This window comes from Pseudonocardia broussonetiae (assembly GCF_013155125.1).
GTDB lineage: Bacteria > Actinomycetota > Actinomycetes > Mycobacteriales > Pseudonocardiaceae > Pseudonocardia > Pseudonocardia broussonetiae.
This window is the reverse complement of the sequence record NZ_CP053564.1, coordinates 3613229-3630550: the sequence shown is the minus strand read 5'-3', so window position 1 is coordinate 3630550 and position 17322 is coordinate 3613229. Positions and strand designations below refer to the sequence as shown.

The 17322-nt window shown below is 75.2% G+C and carries 13 protein-coding genes; 8 read left to right on the top strand and 5 right to left on the bottom strand.

Annotation, left to right across the window (positions count from 1 at the left end):
* Window positions 1-49 precede the first annotated feature (49 nt).
* Entirely contained in the window at window positions 50-739 is a 690-nt protein-coding gene (locus HOP40_RS17900; RefSeq protein ID WP_172160072.1) for a GntR family transcriptional regulator, read from the top strand.
* A 21-nt stretch (window positions 740-760) separates the two neighbouring features.
* Here HOP40_RS17900 and HOP40_RS17895 read toward each other — a convergent pair whose 3' ends face one another.
* Window positions 761-2455 (bottom strand): sigma-54-dependent Fis family transcriptional regulator, encoded by a 1695-nt coding sequence (locus HOP40_RS17895; RefSeq protein WP_172160069.1) that lies wholly within the window; start codon window positions 2453-2455, stop codon window positions 761-763.
* Window positions 2456-2519: 64 nt separating this feature from the next.
* Entirely contained in the window at window positions 2520-3689 is a 1170-nt protein-coding gene (locus HOP40_RS17890) for an LLM class flavin-dependent oxidoreductase (protein WP_172160068.1), read from the bottom strand.
* Window positions 3690-3831: 142 nt separating this feature from the next.
* Here HOP40_RS17890 and HOP40_RS17885 point away from each other — a divergent pair, with 142 nt between their 5' ends.
* From HOP40_RS17885 to HOP40_RS17875, 3 genes are all read left to right on the top strand, one after another.
* Window positions 3832-4341, top strand: a complete 510-nt coding sequence (locus HOP40_RS17885) for an NUDIX hydrolase (protein WP_172160066.1) — start codon at window positions 3832-3834, stop codon at window positions 4339-4341.
* A 43-nt stretch (window positions 4342-4384) separates the two neighbouring features.
* Complete coding sequence (locus HOP40_RS17880) at window positions 4385-5077, top strand: DUF4230 domain-containing protein (RefSeq protein ID WP_172160064.1); 693 nt, start codon at window positions 4385-4387, stop codon at window positions 5075-5077.
* Window positions 5078-5146: 69 nt separating this feature from the next.
* Window positions 5147-7000: an FAD-dependent oxidoreductase gene (locus HOP40_RS17875; RefSeq protein ID WP_172160062.1), complete on the top strand. Its 1854-nt coding sequence runs from the start codon at window positions 5147-5149 to the stop codon at window positions 6998-7000.
* A gap of 4 nt (window positions 7001-7004) precedes the next feature.
* On the opposite strand, the gene HOP40_RS17870 is transcribed toward HOP40_RS17875, so the two are convergent.
* Window positions 7005-8999, bottom strand: coding sequence for a SpoIIE family protein phosphatase (locus tag HOP40_RS17870; RefSeq protein ID WP_172160060.1), 1995 nt, complete (start codon window positions 8997-8999; stop codon window positions 7005-7007).
* A 1534-nt stretch (window positions 9000-10533) separates the two neighbouring features.
* On the bottom strand, window positions 10534-10998 hold the full coding sequence (locus tag HOP40_RS17865) for a GNAT family N-acetyltransferase (RefSeq protein WP_240157128.1): 465 nt from the start codon (window positions 10996-10998) through the stop codon (window positions 10534-10536).
* Window positions 10999-11080: 82 nt separating this feature from the next.
* On the opposite strand from HOP40_RS17865, the gene HOP40_RS17860 reads away from it, so the two are divergent.
* Together HOP40_RS17860 and katG are read left to right on the top strand one after the other, a co-directional pair.
* Complete coding sequence (locus tag HOP40_RS17860; protein ID WP_172160056.1) at window positions 11081-11515, top strand: Fur family transcriptional regulator; 435 nt, start codon at window positions 11081-11083, stop codon at window positions 11513-11515.
* A gap of 137 nt (window positions 11516-11652) precedes the next feature.
* A complete protein-coding gene (gene katG / locus HOP40_RS17855; RefSeq protein ID WP_172168516.1) occupies window positions 11653-13914 on the top strand; it encodes a catalase/peroxidase HPI in 2262 nt (753 codons plus the stop codon).
* 72 nt (window positions 13915-13986) lie between these two features.
* On the opposite strand, the gene HOP40_RS17850 is transcribed toward katG, so the two are convergent.
* On the bottom strand, window positions 13987-14457 hold the full coding sequence (locus HOP40_RS17850) for a globin domain-containing protein (RefSeq protein ID WP_172160054.1): 471 nt from the start codon (window positions 14455-14457) through the stop codon (window positions 13987-13989).
* Between the two features lie 246 nt (window positions 14458-14703).
* Here HOP40_RS17850 and HOP40_RS17845 point away from each other — a divergent pair, with 246 nt between their 5' ends.
* Entirely contained in the window at window positions 14704-14916 is a 213-nt protein-coding gene (locus HOP40_RS17845) for a hypothetical protein (protein WP_172160052.1), read from the top strand.
* 36 nt (window positions 14917-14952) lie between these two features.
* Window positions 14953-17316, top strand: a complete 2364-nt coding sequence (locus HOP40_RS17840) for a glycoside hydrolase family 65 protein (RefSeq protein WP_172160050.1) — start codon at window positions 14953-14955, stop codon at window positions 17314-17316.
* Window positions 17317-17322 lie beyond the last annotated feature (6 nt).

The window sequence follows — 17322 nt, the reverse complement described above, 5'->3', positions numbered from 1 at the left end:
GGACGCAGTGGTGTCGGAGGCGTCCGTCGGCCGCGGTTACGCTCGCCCGGTGACCAGCCCCCGCCCCGTGCGACTCGACCGGGCGACGAGCCGGCTCAACCACGCCGTGTACGACCAGCTCAAGGAGCGCCTGCTGGACGGCGTCCACGCGGCGGGCGAGCAGCTCTCCACCGAGCGGCTCCGGCTGGAGTTCGGCGTCAGCAAGCAGCCGGTGATGGAGGCGCTGCGCCGGCTCTCCGGCGACGGCCTGATCGACATCTACCCGCAGGTCGGGTCCCGGGTCGCGATCTACCCGCCCCAGGAGGTCGACGACTTCTTCGTCATGTTCGGCGGCTTCGAGGGCACCATCGCCGGCATCGCCGCCACCCGGCGGACCCCCGAGCAGCTCGCCGAGATGGACGCCGTCTCGCGGCAGATCGACGCCCTGCGCTCCGAGGTCGACCCCGCCGCCCGCGCGCGCGGGTACCGGCTGCTCAACCGCCGCTTCCACGAGGTGGTCCACCTCATGGCGCACTCCCGGGTCATGGCCCAGACCAGCAGCCGGATGTGGGACCTGTCGGACTTCCTCATCAACACCACCGGGTCGGCGCACCCGCTCAGCGACGCCCTGGACCAGCGCCACGACGACCACGAGCGCATCCGCGCCGCGCTGCACGACGGCGACCGGGCCGCGGCGCGCGCGGAGATGGAGCGCCACATCGTCGGCACCGTCGACGTCATCGCCGAGCCGGGCGCCTGATCCCGGCCGCCCGACGCCGCCTCAGAGCCGGTAGGTGCGGATCTTCGAGTACAGCGCGGTGCGGGAGATGCCGAGCTCGCGGGCGGCGAGGGACTTGTTGCCGTCGTGCTCGCGCAGGACCGACGCGATGACGCCCGCCTCGGCCCGCTCGATCGGGCTCAGCGCCCGGCGCTCGGCGGCGCCGCGGACCTCGGCGGGCAGACCGGCGAGGACGATCGTCGGGCCGTCGGCGTCGCGCGCGGCGTCCCGCACGACGCGGGCGAGCTCGGCCAGGTTGCCGGGCCAGTCGTAGCGGCGCAGCGCGGCGTGGGCGTCGGCGGCGAAGGACAGCCCGCGGCCGTGGCGGGCCAGCTCGGACCGGGTGTGGGCGACGATCGCGTCCGGCCGGCCCCGCAGCGGCGCCAGGTGCACCGAGCCCGCGGCCAGCCCGTCGACCAGGCGCATCACCGGCGCCGCGGGCGCGGCGCCGTCGGCCGCGGTGGCGGTCAGGCCGAGCGGCGGGAGGGCTCCGGCCGCGTCGAGGACGGCCGAGACCGCCGCCGCCGCGCCGGCGTCGAGCAGGTCGACGTGGTGCAGCAGCACCGGCGCGGGACCGTCGAGCGCCGCGCGCAGCCGGTCGACCCACGCAGCGGGGTCGAGCACGCAGGTCGCGGCGTCGAGCACGACCGGGTCGGCGTCGAACGCGGCCGTGAGCAGGGTGCGTTTGCCGGTGCCGGGCTCCCCGAGGACGACGACCGGGCCCTGCGCGGCGAGCGACCGGGCCCGGCGCGCCGCCGCCTCCCACTCGCTCCCCGGATCGGCCGCGGCCGCGCGCCGCGCGCGCCGCGCCGGTGCGGGCGGCACCTCCGGCGACGCGGCGGCCTCCGCCACCGTGACGACCGCGCCGGCCGGCGCCCCCGCCTCCCGCACGAGCCGGACCCGCGCGGTGAGGTCGGCCGGCAGCGCGATCCGGGCGTCGTCCCCCGCCCCGCGCAGGGCGCGGATCTCGTCCCACAGGTCGAGGCGGTCGAGCCCGAGGTCGGCGGCCTGCGGGTTGGCGATGATCAGCCCGTCCCCGACGACGGCGACGGGACCGCCGCCGCGGCGCTGCTCCTCCAGGAACGCCGAGAGCAGGTGCCGCTCCCGCGCCGTGGCCGCGTCGTAGAGCGCGGCCCGGATCTCCTCGACGAGCTTGCGCACCACTACCGCGAGCAGCGAGTTGGTGTCGGCGGCGCGGCAGGTCACGTTGACCGCGCCGACGACCCGGCGGGTCACCGGGTGGCGCACCGGCGCCGCCACGCAGGTGACGTCGTGGAAGCGCTGGACGAAGTGCTCCGACCCCCGGACGACGGCCAGCCCGCCGGTCTCCAGCGCGGTGCCGAGGCCGTTGGTGCCGACGAACTCCTCGTTGAAGCAGAAACCCTCGACGACCGACAGGCCGTCGAGGGTGTTCCGCAGCATCGGCTCGGAGACCCACCGCCACACCACGCTGCCCGACGCGTCGGACAGCGCGAGGCACGAGCTGTCGCCGACCAGCAGGTCGGCCATCCCGGTCATGATCGGGACGGCGACCCGGGCGAAGTGGGTGTCGAGGTCGGTCTCGAGGTAGGGGACGTCGACGTACTCGGGGTCGACGCCGCTGAACCGCGAGCGGCGCCACGACGTGAGCACCTCCGCGCGCACGTCACGGGGCTCCTCCCCCGCCTGGAAGCGTTCCCAGGTGCGCGTGGTCGTCATCGACCCCCCTCTCCCGCCCCCCATCCTGACCCACCGCACCGCGCGGGGGCCAGGGTCGCCGGGATCAGGCGCGGGCCGCCTTCTCCTGCTCGTACTTCTTCGTCATGTGGTCGACGGCGTCGAGCTGGGTCTGGGCGTGGGCGGTGCGGGTCGCGCTCGCCCGGTCCTTCGCCGCCACGGTGCTCGCGGCCTGGCCCTGGAACTCCGGGAACACGTTCTGGGCGATGAGCTCGTAGGAGCGCCGGGTGGCCTCCGGGTTGGCCCACTCGTGGCCCAGCAGCAGGAACGCGCCGAAGCCGCCGGACTGGTCGGCGAGCTTCTGCACCTGCGCCTTCGCGTCCTCGACCGTGCCGATGGCGCCGATGCCGGCCTCGTTGATGAAGTCGATCATCTCCTTGACGTCGCCGCCCGAGACCGCCATCTGCGGGAACGCCGCGACCTTCTGGAAGTAGTGGAACCAGTGCTCGATGCCGTGCTCGACCTCGCGGTAGGCCTGCTCCTTGGTCTCGGCGATGTGCATCAGCCCGACCAGGCGCCAGCCGGAGCGGTCCGGCGTCGGGCGGCCGAAGTGCGCGGCCTGCTCCTCGACGACGTTCCAGTGGTGCGCCAGCGCGTCGAACCCGTCCTGGGTCAGCGTGGCGCCGATCGAGAGCAGGCCCGTGCCGTACTTGCCGGCCAGGCGCGGCCCGGTGGGCGAGGCGACGGCGGCGACGGTGATGTCGAAGCACGGGTCGGTGTAGGGCCGCAGCTGGAGCTGGGCGTCGACGAGGTTGTGGGTGCGGGTCTGCTTCGTGACGGTCTCGCCGGCGAGCAGGCGCGTGATGATGTCGAGGTTGTCCTCCATCAGCTCGCGGGTGTCGGTCGGGTTGAGCCCGATCATCGAGGAGTCCGTCGGGAGCGAGCCGGGGCCGCAGCCGAGCATCGAGCGCCCGCGCGTCAGGTGGTCGAGCAGCACCATGCGGTCGGCCACCCACAGCGGGTTGTGGTAGGCCACCGAGGTGACGCCGGTGCCCAGCCGGATCTGCCGGGTCCGCTCGGCGGCGGCGGCGATGAAGATCTCGGGCGAGGCGATGATCTCGCTGCCCGCCGAGTGGTGCTCGCCGATCCAGGCCTCGTCGTACCCCAGCCGGTCGAGGTGCTCGACGAGCTCGAGGTCGCGCTGCAGCGCGAGGGTCGGGTTCTGGCCCGGCTTGTGGAAGGGCGCGAGGAAGGTGCCGAAACGCAGACGGCTCACGGGTGCTCCTGCTGGTCGATCGGCGGCCGCGGTCCCGACCGCCCTGTGGCCCCAGCATGACCGGCGTCACGCGCGCCGGACTGTGCGGAAACTGGACACCTCCGACCCGTCCGGCGGGGCCGCGTTCCGGGTACCCCCTGGTGTGGACCTCAACTTCTGCATCACGTGCGCCGCTCCCCTGGCGGCCCGCGACGACACCGAGTACGTGTGCGACAACGGCCACCCGTACTGGAACGAGCCGCGGGCCAGCACGTGCGTGGTCCTGCTCGACGGCGACCGCGTGCTGGTCGCCGAGCGCGCCGTCGAGCCGCGGAAGGGCAGCTACATCTTCCCCGGCGGGTTCCTGCACTTCGGGGAGGACCCGCGCGAGGGGGCGCGGCGCGAGATCCGCGAGGAGACCGGGCTGAGCTGCGGCGAGCTGACGCTGCTCGACGTGCACAACCTGCGCTACCAGGAGAACGAGGCCTCGCTGAGCATCGTGTTCCTGGCCCACGACTGGCAGGGCGCGCCCGCCGCGGACGACGACGCCGCCGCGCTCGTCTGGCAGCCGCTCGACGTCGTCGACGGCGACCGGTTCGCCTGGCCGTTCCCCGGGCTCACCGACCGCATCCGCGGAATCACCGGGGCGGGGGCCGACGTTGCACACTCCTGAACACCCCGGCCATGACGACGCCGTCCACGACAGGGGAGAACCCGTGCCGCACCAGGTGCTCGACGCGTCCACCACCACCACGCAGGCCCCGCGCCGGCGCCGCCCGTGGCGCCTCGCCGCCGTCGTCGCCGCGGTGGCGATCGCCGTGCCCGTCGGCGTGCAGGTCGCAGGCTCGCTGCCCGGCTTCGGCCCGCCGGAGCAGACCGTGATCGACCGCAGCCCGGCCCCGCTGCTCCTCGCGCTGGCCGACCTGTCGGAGTACCACGCCGCGACGGGCACGTTCCAGGCCGTCGTCGACCTGGAGCGCGACACGCCCTACCTCCCGTCCGTGATCAGCGGCGAGCGCACGACGCTGCTCGCCACCGGCGGCGTCGACGCGGTCGTCGACTTCGGCGGGCTCGGGCCCGACGCCGTGCGCCCGTCGGCCGACCGCCGGTCGGTCACGATCACGCTGCCCCCGCCGCGCCTGGCCCCGGCCACGCTCGACCCGGCGCAGACCCGCGTGCTCGACCGCGACCGCGGCGCCGTCGAGCGGGTGGGCGGGCTGTTCGCCGACGACCCGGTGGACGACGCCGAGCTCTACCGGCTCGCCGCGCAGCGGATCGACGACGCCGCCCGCGGCAGCGACCTGCTCGCCCGGGCCGAGACCGGCACGCGCGACATGCTGACGGGCCTGGCCGGGTCGCTGGGCTACGAGCGGGTCGAGGTCGTCTTCGACGCCGTCCCCGCCGATTGACAGGAGAGTTTCTCTACGCAACTCTGGTGCTCGCAGGTGGTGGCGGGGCGAGCGTGAGGAGCCGACGGCATGGGTGACGCGCAGGCGCGGAGCACCGGGATCCTCGTGGAGGCCGAGGCCTTCGACGACCACGGCGGCTGGACGCTCGACTCGCAGTTCGAGTCGGTGATGGGGTCGCCGTACCTGCTCGCCCACGGCCTGGGCCGCCCCGTCGCGGACGCGACGACCGTCGTCGAGGTGCCGGAGGCGGGCGAGTACGGCGTCTGGGTGCGCACCAAGGACTGGATGCCCGCGGGCCACCCCGGCCGCTTCACGCTGTCGGTCGGCGGCACGGCGCTCGGGGTCGAGTTCGGCGCCGACGGCCGCGACTGGGCGTGGACCTCCGGCGGCACGGTGCGGCTCGACCGCGGCCCGACGGCGCTGGCCCTGCACGACCTGACGGGCTTCGACGGCCGGTGCGACGCGGTCTACCTCTCCCGCGACGGCGCGCCCCCGCCCGACGAGCCCACCCGCGAGTGGCGCCGGGCGCTGCTCGGGCTGCCGTCCGAGCCGCAGGACGCGGGCGCGTTCGACGTCGTCGTCGTCGGGGGCGGCGTGTCGGGGTGCGCCGCGGCGCTCGCGGCAGCCCGTCTGGGCCGCCGGGTCGCACTGGTGCAGGACCGTCCGGTGCTCGGCGGCAACGCGAGCACCGAGGTCGGCCTCACCCCGCAGGGGCGGTCGAACCCGCTGATCGCCGAGCTCACCACCCGCAGCGACGACGGCGACCTGCTCGCGCGGAAGGTCCTCGAGGCCGAGCCGACCCTGTCGCTCGCCCTGGAGCAGCGCGTCGTCGGCCTCGCGATGGACGGGTCGCGGATCGTGTCGGTCGACACCCGCGACGCCCGCACCGGGCACGAGCACCGCTACCGGGCGCCGGTGTTCGTCGACTGCACCGGCACCGCGCTGCTGGGCCTGCTGTCCGGCGCCCGCACCCTGTTCGGTCAGGAGTCCCGCGCCGAGTACGGCGAGCCGCTCGCCCCCCGCCGCCGCGTCGAGGCGCACCACGGCCACACCGTCTTCTTCCGCACCCGCCGCGCCGAGGGCCCCGTCCCGTTCCCCGACGTGCCGTGGGCCCGGGCGGTGGCCCGCGACTTCGCGAAGCTCACCGGCCAGCTCGTGCGGCCGGGCGTCGACAACGCGCCGGGGCCGGTCGCCGGGCGGGGGCCGCGGGCCTGGTTCGCCCGGACCGGGGAGAAGGGCGCACCGGGCCGCACGACCGTCGGCAAGATCCTGCGCAAGCTCCCGGAGCAGCTGCGGATGCGGCTGAACATGGAGCGGTTCCCGGCCACCCACTTCTGGGAGTACGGGCAGTGGCTCGACCCCTACACCGACGGCGAGCACATCCGCGACCACCTGCTCGCCGCGCTCTACGGCACGTTCTCCAACGTCAAGCGCCGCGAGCCCGACGCCTGCGCCGACCTCGAGCTGGAGTGGGTCGGGTTCGTCGCGGGGCAGGGCGAGTTCCGCCGCTACCTGGGCGACCACGTCCTCACCGAGAACGACATCCGCGGCCACACCGTCTTCCCCGACGCCGTCGTGCAGAACTCGGGGGCGTTCTGCCTGCACCACGCGGGGCACCGCCGGTACGACTTCCGCCTGCGCGGCTGGACCTGGGACACCCGCGACGGGAAGCCGTACGACATCCCGTTCCGGTGCCTCTACTCCGCCGACACCACGAACCTGATGATGGCCGGCAAGCACATCAGCGTCACCCACATCGCGGGGTCGTCGGCGAAGTTCATGGCCAACGGCGCCCAGCACGGGATCGCGACGGCCGCCGCCGCCCACCTCTGCGTCGAGCACGGCACGACGCCCCGCGGGGTCTACGAGGAGCACCTCGACGAGCTGCGGGCGGTGGTCGCCGGGCTGACCGGCGGCGCCTGAGCGGTCACCCGTCCGCCCCCGCGCCCGCCGTGGTGTGCGGCAGCGCGGTCAGGGTCATGATCTGGTCGGCCGGGCTGCCGGGGGGCGCCGAGAGCAGCAGCCCCGGCGCGGCCCGGCCGGTGCCGACCAGCTCGTGCAGCACGGCGACGCCCGCACTGGCCAGGTACGTCACCCCGGACAGGTCCACCGCCAGCGGACGCGTCCCGCCCCGCGTGCGGCGCTGCAGCTCGTCGCGCAGGTCCGGTGCGGTGAGGGCGTCGATCGGGCCGACGAGCCGCACCCCGCCACCGGTCCCGGGCGGGTCGAGCACGGCGAGCCGGTCCGGGAGGGCCGCCGGGTCGGCGCGCGGCCGCGGGACCCCGCCCAGGGCCGCACCCACGGTCAGCAGCCGGGCCGGGGTGAGCACCCGCCTCGTGACCGTCGCCGTGGTGCCGCCCGCGCGGCGGTCGAGGTCGAGGCCGTCGGTCAGCTCCCCGGCCATCGTGAGGCCGCGACCGCGGCCGCTGCCGGTCGTCTCGCGGTCCACCCACCGGCCCTGGTCCGCGACCTCGACCTGCACCGTCCCGGCCGGGGTGAGCACCCCGCGCACCCTCACCCGGGCGTCCGCGGCGGCGGCCGGGTCGTGGGTGAACGCGTGCTCGACGGCGTTGGTGACCAGCTCCCCGACCGCGTGCTCCAGCATCGTCCGGTCGGCGCCGCTCACCCCGAGCCCGTGCAGCCACACCCGCAGCGCCGACCGCGTCACCGGCAGCGCGGTGGGCTCGCTGCGCACGCTCTGCTCCAGGGCCGGGGGCGCCGCACGGCGCTGCACGGCCAGCAGGGTGACGTCGTCGGCGTGCCCGGTCGCGCGCACCAGCAGCTCGAGGGTTTGGGTGCACACCCGCTGCGCGGGCGACGCCCCGCCGGCACCGGGCACCCGACCGGCCGCGGCGTCGGCCGCGACCTGCGCCAGCTCCACCGTGCTCGCCCCCAGCTCGCGCCCGGGCCGCTCGACGATCCCGTCGGTGTGCAGCAGCAGCACGTCACCGACGTCGAGGTGGTCACGCCAGACGGCGCGCGGACCCGACGCCCCCCGCACCCCCAGCGGCGGGGCACCGGTCGGCGCCAGGAACCGCGCCTCGCGGCCCCCGGGGAGCAGCAGCGGCGGCGGATGGCCCGCCGTGGAGTACGACAGGTCGCCGGTGCCCGGGTCGAGCACCGCCACGCACACCGTCGCCGCCCGCCCGCCCGGACCCCGGGCCGCCACCCGGTCCAGCGCGTCCAGCGCCTCGGCCGGGCCCGCGCCCGCCGCGAGCCGCTCGGCCAGCACCGCCCGCAGCTGCGCCATCACCGCCGACGCGGCCACCCCGTGCCCGACCACGTCGCCGACCACCAGCGCCAACCGGCCGTCCGGGACCACGACGGCGTCGAACCAGTCCCCGCCCGCGGCGAGGTCCTGCTCGGCGAGCAGGTAGCTCGACGCCACCTCCGCCTGCGGGACGACCGGTAGCCCCGCCGGGAGCAGCGCGCGCTGGATCTCGGCAACGACCTCACGCGCGGTCTCGTAGCGCCGCTGGGCCTCCTCGGCCCGGGCCTGCGCCGCCCGCCGCTCCCGCACCTGCGCGGTGACGTCGACGGAGGACAGGAACAACCCCACGACCTCGCCCGAGCCGTCGCGACGCGGGGTCACGGTGAAGTCGAGGACCATCTCCTCGGGTTCACCGTCGGCACTCCGGGCGACCTGGATCCGCCATTCCTGGCCCGTGTGCGCCCGGCCGGAGGTGTACACCCGGTCCAGCAGCTCGAAGACCTGCTGACCCGCGACCTCCGGATAGGCGTCACGGACCAACGATCCGACGAGGTCCGGACGACCGATCCACTCGCGGTAGGCCCGGTTGGCCGCGACGATCCGGTACTCCGGCCCGGCCATGTAGATCATCATGATCGGGTTGTCCTCGAACACCCCGACCACCACGCCGGGGTCACCCACGTGGCCCGCCTCGGTGCCCTCCAGGGTCATGTTCCGGCCCCCGCTCCTCGCGCGCCTGCCGATCGGACGCCCACTCTCCACCCTCCCCGCCGGGCGCGCCGCTCGGGATGCGCTCGGGGCCCGGCCCGGCCCGGCCCGGCCCAGCTCGGGCTCGGGCTCGGTGGCCGGCCTGGGTGACGACGAGTCCACGTGTTCTCAGCGGCCGTGAGGGGTGGTGGAGGTGGTGGCGCACCGTGCCCGGCGGGGCGCAGCCGAGGGCATGATCGTCGGGAATGTGACGTCGCGGCCCTCCCGACGACCGTGGTGGCGCACTCCCGCCGATCAAGGGCGGTTGGTGGGCCGGAGCGGGGCGGCCGGGTGGTGGGCGGCTGGCCGCGGACGGCGGACGGCTGGCCGGCTGGACGGCGGGGCGCGGGGCGGCGGGCGCGGGGCGGCGAGGCACGGGGCGGCGAGGCGCGGGGCGGCGGGCGCGGGGCGGCGGGCGCGGGGGGCGGCGGGCGCGGGGGCGGGGGGCGCGGGGCGGCGGGCGCGGGGCGGCGGGCGCGGGGCGGCGGGCGCGGGGCGGCGGGCGCGGGGGCGGCGGGCCGCATCGGAGCGTCGTGGCGGCGTCCCGCGCGCGTTCCCGTCTGCCGCGCATGTTTCCCGGTCCCGCGCGCCCCCGGGGACGCGCGGGAGCAGGTTCAGCGCGCGGGAGCAGGTTCGGCGCGCCGGAGCAGGTTCAGCGCGTGGGAGCAGGTTCAGCGCGCCGGAGCAGGTTCAGCGCGCCGGAGGGGCGGAGGGTGGCGGGGCGCATCGGAACCTCGTAGCGGCCGTCCCGCGCGCGTTCCCGTCTGCCGCGCACGTTTCCACGTCCCGCGCGCCCCCGGGGACGCGCGGGAGCAGGTTCAGCGCGCGGGAACAGGTTCAGCGCGCCGGAGGGGCGGAGGGGCGGAGGGGCGGAGGGGCGGAGGGGCGGAGGGGCGCATCGGAGCCTCCTAGCGGCCGTCCCGCGCGCCTTCCCGTCTGCCGCGCACGTTTCCACGTCCCGCGCGCCCCCGGGGACGCGCGGGAGCAGGTTCAGCGCGCGGGAACAGGTTCAGCGCGCGGGAACAGGTTCAGCGCGCGGGAGGATGGCAGCGGTCGTGGTGGGCGGACTGCACGCGGCGGAGGGGTCGCGGCTGGCGTGCGTGATCGTCGGAAGTGTGACATCGCAGCCCTCCCGACGACCGTGGTGACGCAGTCCCGCCGATCAAGGCCGGTTGGTGAGTCGGCAGGGCGGCGAGGCGGCGAGGCGGCGGACGACTCGTGGCGGCCGTCCCGCTCTCCTCCCGACGACCGTGGTGGTGCACAACCGCCGATCAAGGGCGATTGGTGGAAAGGCCGGAGCGGAGGGGCGGATGCTCGCGGCGGCCGTCCCGCGCACGTTCCCGTCTGCCGCGCGCGTTCCCAGGTCCCGCGCGCCCCCGGGGACGCGCGGGAGCAGGTTCAGCGCGGGAGCATGTTCGGCGCGCGGGAGCAGGTTCGGCGCGCGGGAGCAGGTTCAGCGCGCGGGAGCAGGTTCGGCGCGCGGGAGGGGTGGGCCGCGTCATCCTCGCCGCAGGTGCAGCAGCGGGAACGGCCGCCCCTCCCCGTCCCGCTCCGACCGCCCCACCCGCACGAAGCCGTGCCGCTCGTAGAAGGCCAGCGCCGACGGGTTCTGCTCGTTGACGTCCAGCTCCACCCGGCCCATCGCTGGGGTGGCCGCCCCGAGCAGCGCGGTGCCGACGCCGAGGCGGTGCGCGGCGGGGTCGACGAACAGCGCCTCCACGCGAACCGCCCGAGCACGTCGGTCGCCGTGCACGCCGACCCAGCCCAGCAGCGCGCCGTCGGACCGCTGCGCGACCGTCAGCGCCAGTGCGGGCAGTGCTGCCGCCCGGACCTGCTCCTCGATCTCGTCGACGTCGGCCGGGGTCAGGAAGCCGTGCGTCGCCTCGACCGCGCGGCGCCAGATCCGCAGCAGGGCGGGCCGGTCGCCGTCGGCGGCGGGGCGCAGGGTGGTGCCGTCGTCCACAGCGACCAGCGTGCCAGGGCCGTCGAGCCGTTTCGCGGTGCCAGGACTTGAACCAGTCAGGTCTTCGTGCTGGAATCGGGGCATGCGGAACGAGCCGCAGATCGAGGGTCTGCTCCGTGGCGCCGCGCTGAGGATCACCGCCCAGCGCAAGGCCGTGCTGGCCGCCGTGCACGACCACCCGCACTCCGACACCGACACCGTGCTCGCCATGACGCGCGCCCGGATCGGGTCGGTGTCGCACCAGGCCGTGTACGACGCCCTGCGCACGCTCACCGACGCCGGCCTCGTCCGGCGCATCCAACCCGCGGGCTCGCTCGCCCGGTACGAGGCGCGGGTCGGCGACAACCACCACCACCTCGTGTGCCGCTCCTGCGGGGTGGTGCGCGACGTCGACTGCGCCGTCGGCGAGGCGCCCTGCCTCACCGCGTCCGACGACGGCGGCTTCGTCGTCGACGAGGCGGAGGTCGTGTACTGGGGCCTGTGCCCCGACTGCCGGTCCGCTCCCCCGGACCGCTGAGCACCGCGAACCCGACACAACCGAGCATCGCGAACCACCGCAACCGAGCACCGCGAACCACCGCAACCGAGCACCGCGAACCGATGCACCCACCCACCAGGCCGGCCGAGCCCCACGACCGGCACCCCTGAGGAAGGATCGACGTGTCCGACAGCGAGAACCCCGCCCTGGCCGACCCGAAGCCCCGTGACTCCTCCGCGAGCCCGCAGGGCACCGACGAGACCGCCAGCCGGAGCGAGAGCGAGAACCCGGCCCTCGCCGGCCCCAGCTTCGACGGAGACGGCCGGCCGCGCAGCAACCGCGACTGGTGGCCCAACCAGGTCGACCTGGGCGTGCTCAACCGGCCCTCGCGCGAGTCCGACCCCCTGGGTGCGGACTTCGACTACAAGCAGGCCGTCTCCCGCCTCGACTTCGACGCCGTGAAGGCCGACATCGTCTCGGTCATGCGCACCTCGCAGGACTGGTGGCCGGCCGACTGGGGCCACTACGGCCCGCTGTTCATCCGCATGTCGTGGCACGCCGCCGGCACCTACCGCCAGCTCGACGGCCGCGGCGGCGCGGGCGCGGGCGAGCAGCGCTTCGCCCCGCTCAACAGCTGGCCCGACAACGGCAACCTCGACAAGGCCCGCCGCCTGCTGCTGCCGGTCAAGCAGAAGTACGGGCGCAGCCTGTCCTGGGCCGACCTGCTGGTGCTCGCCGGCAACGTCGCCCACGAGGACATGGGCTTCGAGACCTTCGGGTTCGCCTTCGGCCGCGAGGACGTGTGGCAGCCCGAGGAGGTCTTCTGGGGTCCGGAGGACACCTGGCTCGGCGACGAGCGCTACAGCACCGACGGCCCGCTCGAGCTCGAGGGCGACCTCGGCGCCGTCACCATGGGCCTGATCTACGTCAACCCGGAGGGCCCGAAGGGCCAGCCCGACCCGCTGGCGTCGGCCCACGACATCCGCCTGACCTTCGGCCGGATGGCGATGAACGACGAGGAGACCGTCGCCCTCATCGCCGGCGGCCACACGTTCGGCAAGGCGCACGGCAACGGCGACCCGAACCTGGTCGGCCCGGAGCCCGAGGGCTGCCCGGTGCACTCCGGCGGCCTCGGCTGGAAGAACCAGAACGGCAGCGGCAAGGGCGCCGACACCGTCACCAGCGGTCTCGAGGGCGCCTGGACGCCGAACCCCACGCAGTGGGACAACGGCTACTGGGACACGCTGTTCGGCTTCGAGTGGCAGCTCACCCAGAGCCCCGCGGGCGCCAACCAGTGGAAGCCCAAGGAGGCCGAGGGCCAGGAGCTCGTGCCCGACGCGCACATCGAGGGCAAGAAGAACCCGCCCATGATGGCCACGAGCGACCTCGCGCTGCTCGCCGACCCGGAGTACCGCAAGATCGCCGAGCGGTTCCGCGACAACCCCGAGCAGTTCGCCGACGCCTACCGCCGCGCGTGGTTCAAGCTGCTGCACCGCGACATGGGCCCGGTCTCGCGCTACGTCGGCCCGTGGGTGCCGCAGGAGGTGCAGCTCTGGCAGGACCCGCTCCCGCCCGTCGAGCACGAGCTGCTCTCCGAGGCCGACGCCGCCGAGCTCAAGCAGCAGGTCCTGGCCTCGGGCCTGACGGTGTCGCAGCTCGTGCACACCGCCTGGTCGTCCGCGGCGTCCTACCGCGGCACCGACAAGCGCGGCGGCGCGAACGGCGCCCGCCTGCGCCTGGAGCCGCAGAAGAGCTGGGCGGTCAACGCCGGCACGCAGGAGGTCGTCGCGAAGCTCGACGAGGTGCGGCAGGCGTTCGGCAAGCCCGTCTCGCTCGCCGACACGATCGTGCTCGCCGGTGCCGCCGCCGTCGAGAAGGCCGCGGCGGACGCGGGCGTCACCGTCACCGTGCCGTTCAGCCCGGGCCGGACCGACGCCTCGCAGGAGCAGACCGACGTCGAGACCTTCGCGTTCCTGGAGCCCCGCGCCGACGGGTTCCGCAGCTGGATCTCCCCCGACGTCAAGCTCTCGCCGGAGACGCTGCTCATCGACCGCGCCTACAACCTGGAGCTCACGCCCAAGGAGCTGACGGTGCTGGTCGGCGGCCTGCGCGTGCTGGGCGCCAACACCGGTGGGGTGCAGCACGGCGTGTTCACCGACCGGCCCGGCGTCCTGTCGCAGGACTTCTTCCGCACCCTGCTCGACCTCGGCGTCGAGTGGAGCACCTCCCGCGACGAGGAGGGCGTCTACGAGGGCCGCGACGCCCAGGGCACCGTGGTGCGCACCGCCACCGCGACCGACCTGGTCTTCGGCTCGAACTCCATCCTGCGCGGCATCGCCGAGGTGTACTCCTTCGACGACACCAAGGAGAAGTTCGTGCAGGACTTCGTCACGGCGTGGGACAAGGTCATGAACCTGGACCGCTTCGACCTGCGCTGACCCGCAGTCCGACGACGCCCCCGTCCGCCGCACCCCGCGGTGGGCGGGGGCGTCGGCCGTCCGGGGGTCCGGTCAGACCCGCAGGCGCGACCACAGCGGCGCGGCGCGCTGCGCGGGCAGGCTCGGCTCGGGCTCCGCGGGCGGCGCCGCGGCGGCGGGCTCCGGCCGGTCCAGCGACTCCGCGCCGGCCGTCATGTGCGCCGCGACCCACTGGTAGAGCGCGATCCACGACGAGCTCAGCGACCCGGTGTACTGCGGGCCGGCGACCTCGCGCACCGCGCGCGTCAGGGCGTGGCCGATGTAGCCGTAGTGCTCGGCCTCGACCCCGTAGCGCGTGCGGTGGTCGGCGCCCAGGCGGTGCAGCAGGGCCTCCAGCTCGGCGGTGTCGGTCTCGGCGAGGTGCGAGATCGCGGCGAGCAGCGTGTCGGTCATCTTCTGCATCTGGCCGGACATGTCGGCCGGGAACATCGCCCGCAGCTGCGGGGCCATCTCGAACAGCTCCCGGTAGAACTCCTCGGCCAGGCGCACCGGACGGTCGGCCACGGCGCGGCACGAGGCCCGGACCGCCTCGATCACCGCAGGTGCCGGACGCCGTGGGGACGTCGCACCGATGATCGGACCTTCGTCGAGCTGAGACACCCTGCCACCTTCCGGTCCCCGTCCGGACCGTGTCCCGTGCACCGGCCCGCACCCTCGTATCGGTCGCGGGGCCCGATCCGTTGCGCCCTCGGCACAACCGGCTGCGCCGCCTAGGCAGCGGGCGGCCCCGGCCTGAGGCATCCTCCGCCCATGACCGAGCGAGAGACCCTGGCCGAGAGGATCGCGACCGCCCTGGACGACGAGGTCCCGGGGCTGCACCCGTGCGTCTCGGACAAGGTCGCCCGCGTGGCGGCCCGGGTCGCGATCGAGAACCTCTCGCTGGTCGTCGGCGCGATGCCGGAGGACCTCATGCCGCAGACCCGGCCGAACCTGACGGTGGTGGAGGACCCCGAGGCGCCCTGAGCGGCGCCGCACGCATCGTCACGGTAGGAACGTCGCATGGGTGACGAAGAGGACGTCTACGCGGTCGAGCCCTGGGTCGTGCGCGAGCCGCGCCCCCGGCTGGACTCGCAGGCCGACACCGAGACGGTCTTCGCGCTGTCCAACGGCTGCCTGGGGATCCGCGGCACGCTCGACGAGGGCGGTCCGGTCGGCATGCCCGGCACCTACCTCGCCGGGCTGCACGAGCTGCGCACGATGGTCTACACCGAGACGGGCTACGGCGACCCCGAGCAGACCCAGACACTGGTCAACACGATCGACGGCACGCTCGTGGCGCTGTCGGTCGACGGGCACCCGCTGGACCTGCGGGCCGGCGGGGTGCTCGACCACGAGCGCGTGCTGGACCTGCGCGCGGGCACGCTGGTCCGCGAGCTGCGGTGGCGGTGCCCGGCGGGGCAGGTCGTCGAGGTGCGCTCGGAGCGGCTGGTGTCGTTCCGGCACCGCGGGGTCGCCGCGATCCGCTACACCGTGCGCGCGGTCGACGGGCCCGCCGAGGTCGCGCTGACCTCCAGCCTCGTCGCCAACGTGCAGCTGCCGCACCTGCCCAGCCACCCCGGGGCGCAGGACCTGCTCCGGCACCCGCTCGACGCCCAGGAGCACCACGCCGACGGGCAGCGGATCACCCTGGTGCACCGCACCTGCCGGTCGGGCTTCGCGGTGGCGGCCGCCGCCGACCACCGGCTGGAGAGCCCCGCCGAGCTGGAGACCCACGTCGACAGCGACCAGGACTGGGCGCGGCTGACCACCACCGCCCGCCTCGAGCCCGGCCAGGAGATCACCCTGGTCAAGCTGCTCGCCTACGCCTGGTCGGAGGACCGCTCGCTCACCGCGGTGCGCGACGAGGTCTCGGCCACCCTGACGACCGCCCGCCACACCGGCTGGGACGCGCTCGTCGCCGCCCAGCGCGAGTACCTCGACGCCTACTGGGACGACGTGGACGTCGAGATCGAGGGCGACGACGAGCTGCAGCAGGCGCTGCGCTTCGCGCTGTGGCACCTCCTGCAGGCCACCGCCCGCGCCGAGGGCCGCGGCATCGCGGGCAAGGCCCTCACCGGCACCGGCTACGAGGGCCACGTCTTCTGGGACACCGAGACCTTCGTCCTGCAGGCGATGACGGCCCTGCGCCCGGAGATCACCCGCCACGCGCTGGAGTGGCGGCACTCGACGCTCGACCGGGCCCGCGACCGCGCCCGCCAGCTGGACCTGCGCGGCGCGGCGTTCCCGTGGCGCACGATCGACGGCATCGAGTGCTCGGGCTACTGGCCGGCCGGCGCCGCCGCGTTCCACGTCAACGCCGACATCGCCGACGCCGCCATCCGGTACGTCGAGTGCACGGGCGACGAGGCGTTCGCGCGGAGCACCGGGATCGACCTGCTCGTGGAGACCGCGCGGCTGTGGGCGTCGCAGGCGCACCAGGGCCGTGACGGCGTGTTCCACATCCTCGGCGTGACCGGCCCGGACGAGTACAGCGCCCTGTCCGACGACAACGTCTACACGAACCTCATGGCCCAGCGGAACCTGCTCCACGCCGCGCGCTGGGCCCGTCGGTACCCCGACTGCGCCGCCCGGCTCGCTGTCGACGCCGAGGAGATCGACGGCTGGGAGGCCGCGGGCAAGGCCATGGCGGTGCCCTACGACGCCGACCGGGGCGTGCACCCGCAGGCCGCCGGGTTCACCGACCAGCCCCGCTGGGACTTCGAGGGGACCGGCCCGGACCGCTACCCCCTGCACTCGCACTTCCCCTACCTGCAGCTCTACCGCAAGCAGGTCATCAAGCAGGCCGACCTCGTCCTGGCCATGCTGCTGCGCGGCGACGCCTTCACCGACGAGGACAAGGCGCGCAACGTCGCCTACTACGAGGCGGTGACGGTGCGCGACTCGTCGCTGTCGGCGTGCTGCCAGGCCGTGCTGTGCGCCGAGGTGGGGCACCTGGACCTGGCGCACGCCTACCTGGCCGAGTCGGCGCTCGCCGACCTGCGCGACACGTCGCACGACTCGTCGGACGGGCTGCACCTCGCCGCGCTGGCCGGGACCTGGATCGCGGTCGCCGCCGGGTTCGGCGGGATGCGGCAGGTCGACGGCGAGCTGCGCTTCCGGCCCGCCCTGCCCGCGGCGCTGCCCCGCGTCGCGTTCCGGCTGCGGCACCTGGGCCGGCGGCTGCGGGTGACCGTCACCTCCGACCGGACGCGCTACGAGCTCGTCGACGGCGAGCCGCTCACGGTCCGCCACGAGCAGGAGACCCTGCGGCTGTCGGTGGGCGAGCCGGTGGAGCGGCCCACCGTCCCCCGCGTCGCCGACGCCGAGCCGCGCCAGCCCGAGCACTGCGCGCCGCGCCGCCGGTCGCGGCCCCCGGCGGCCTGACGCCCC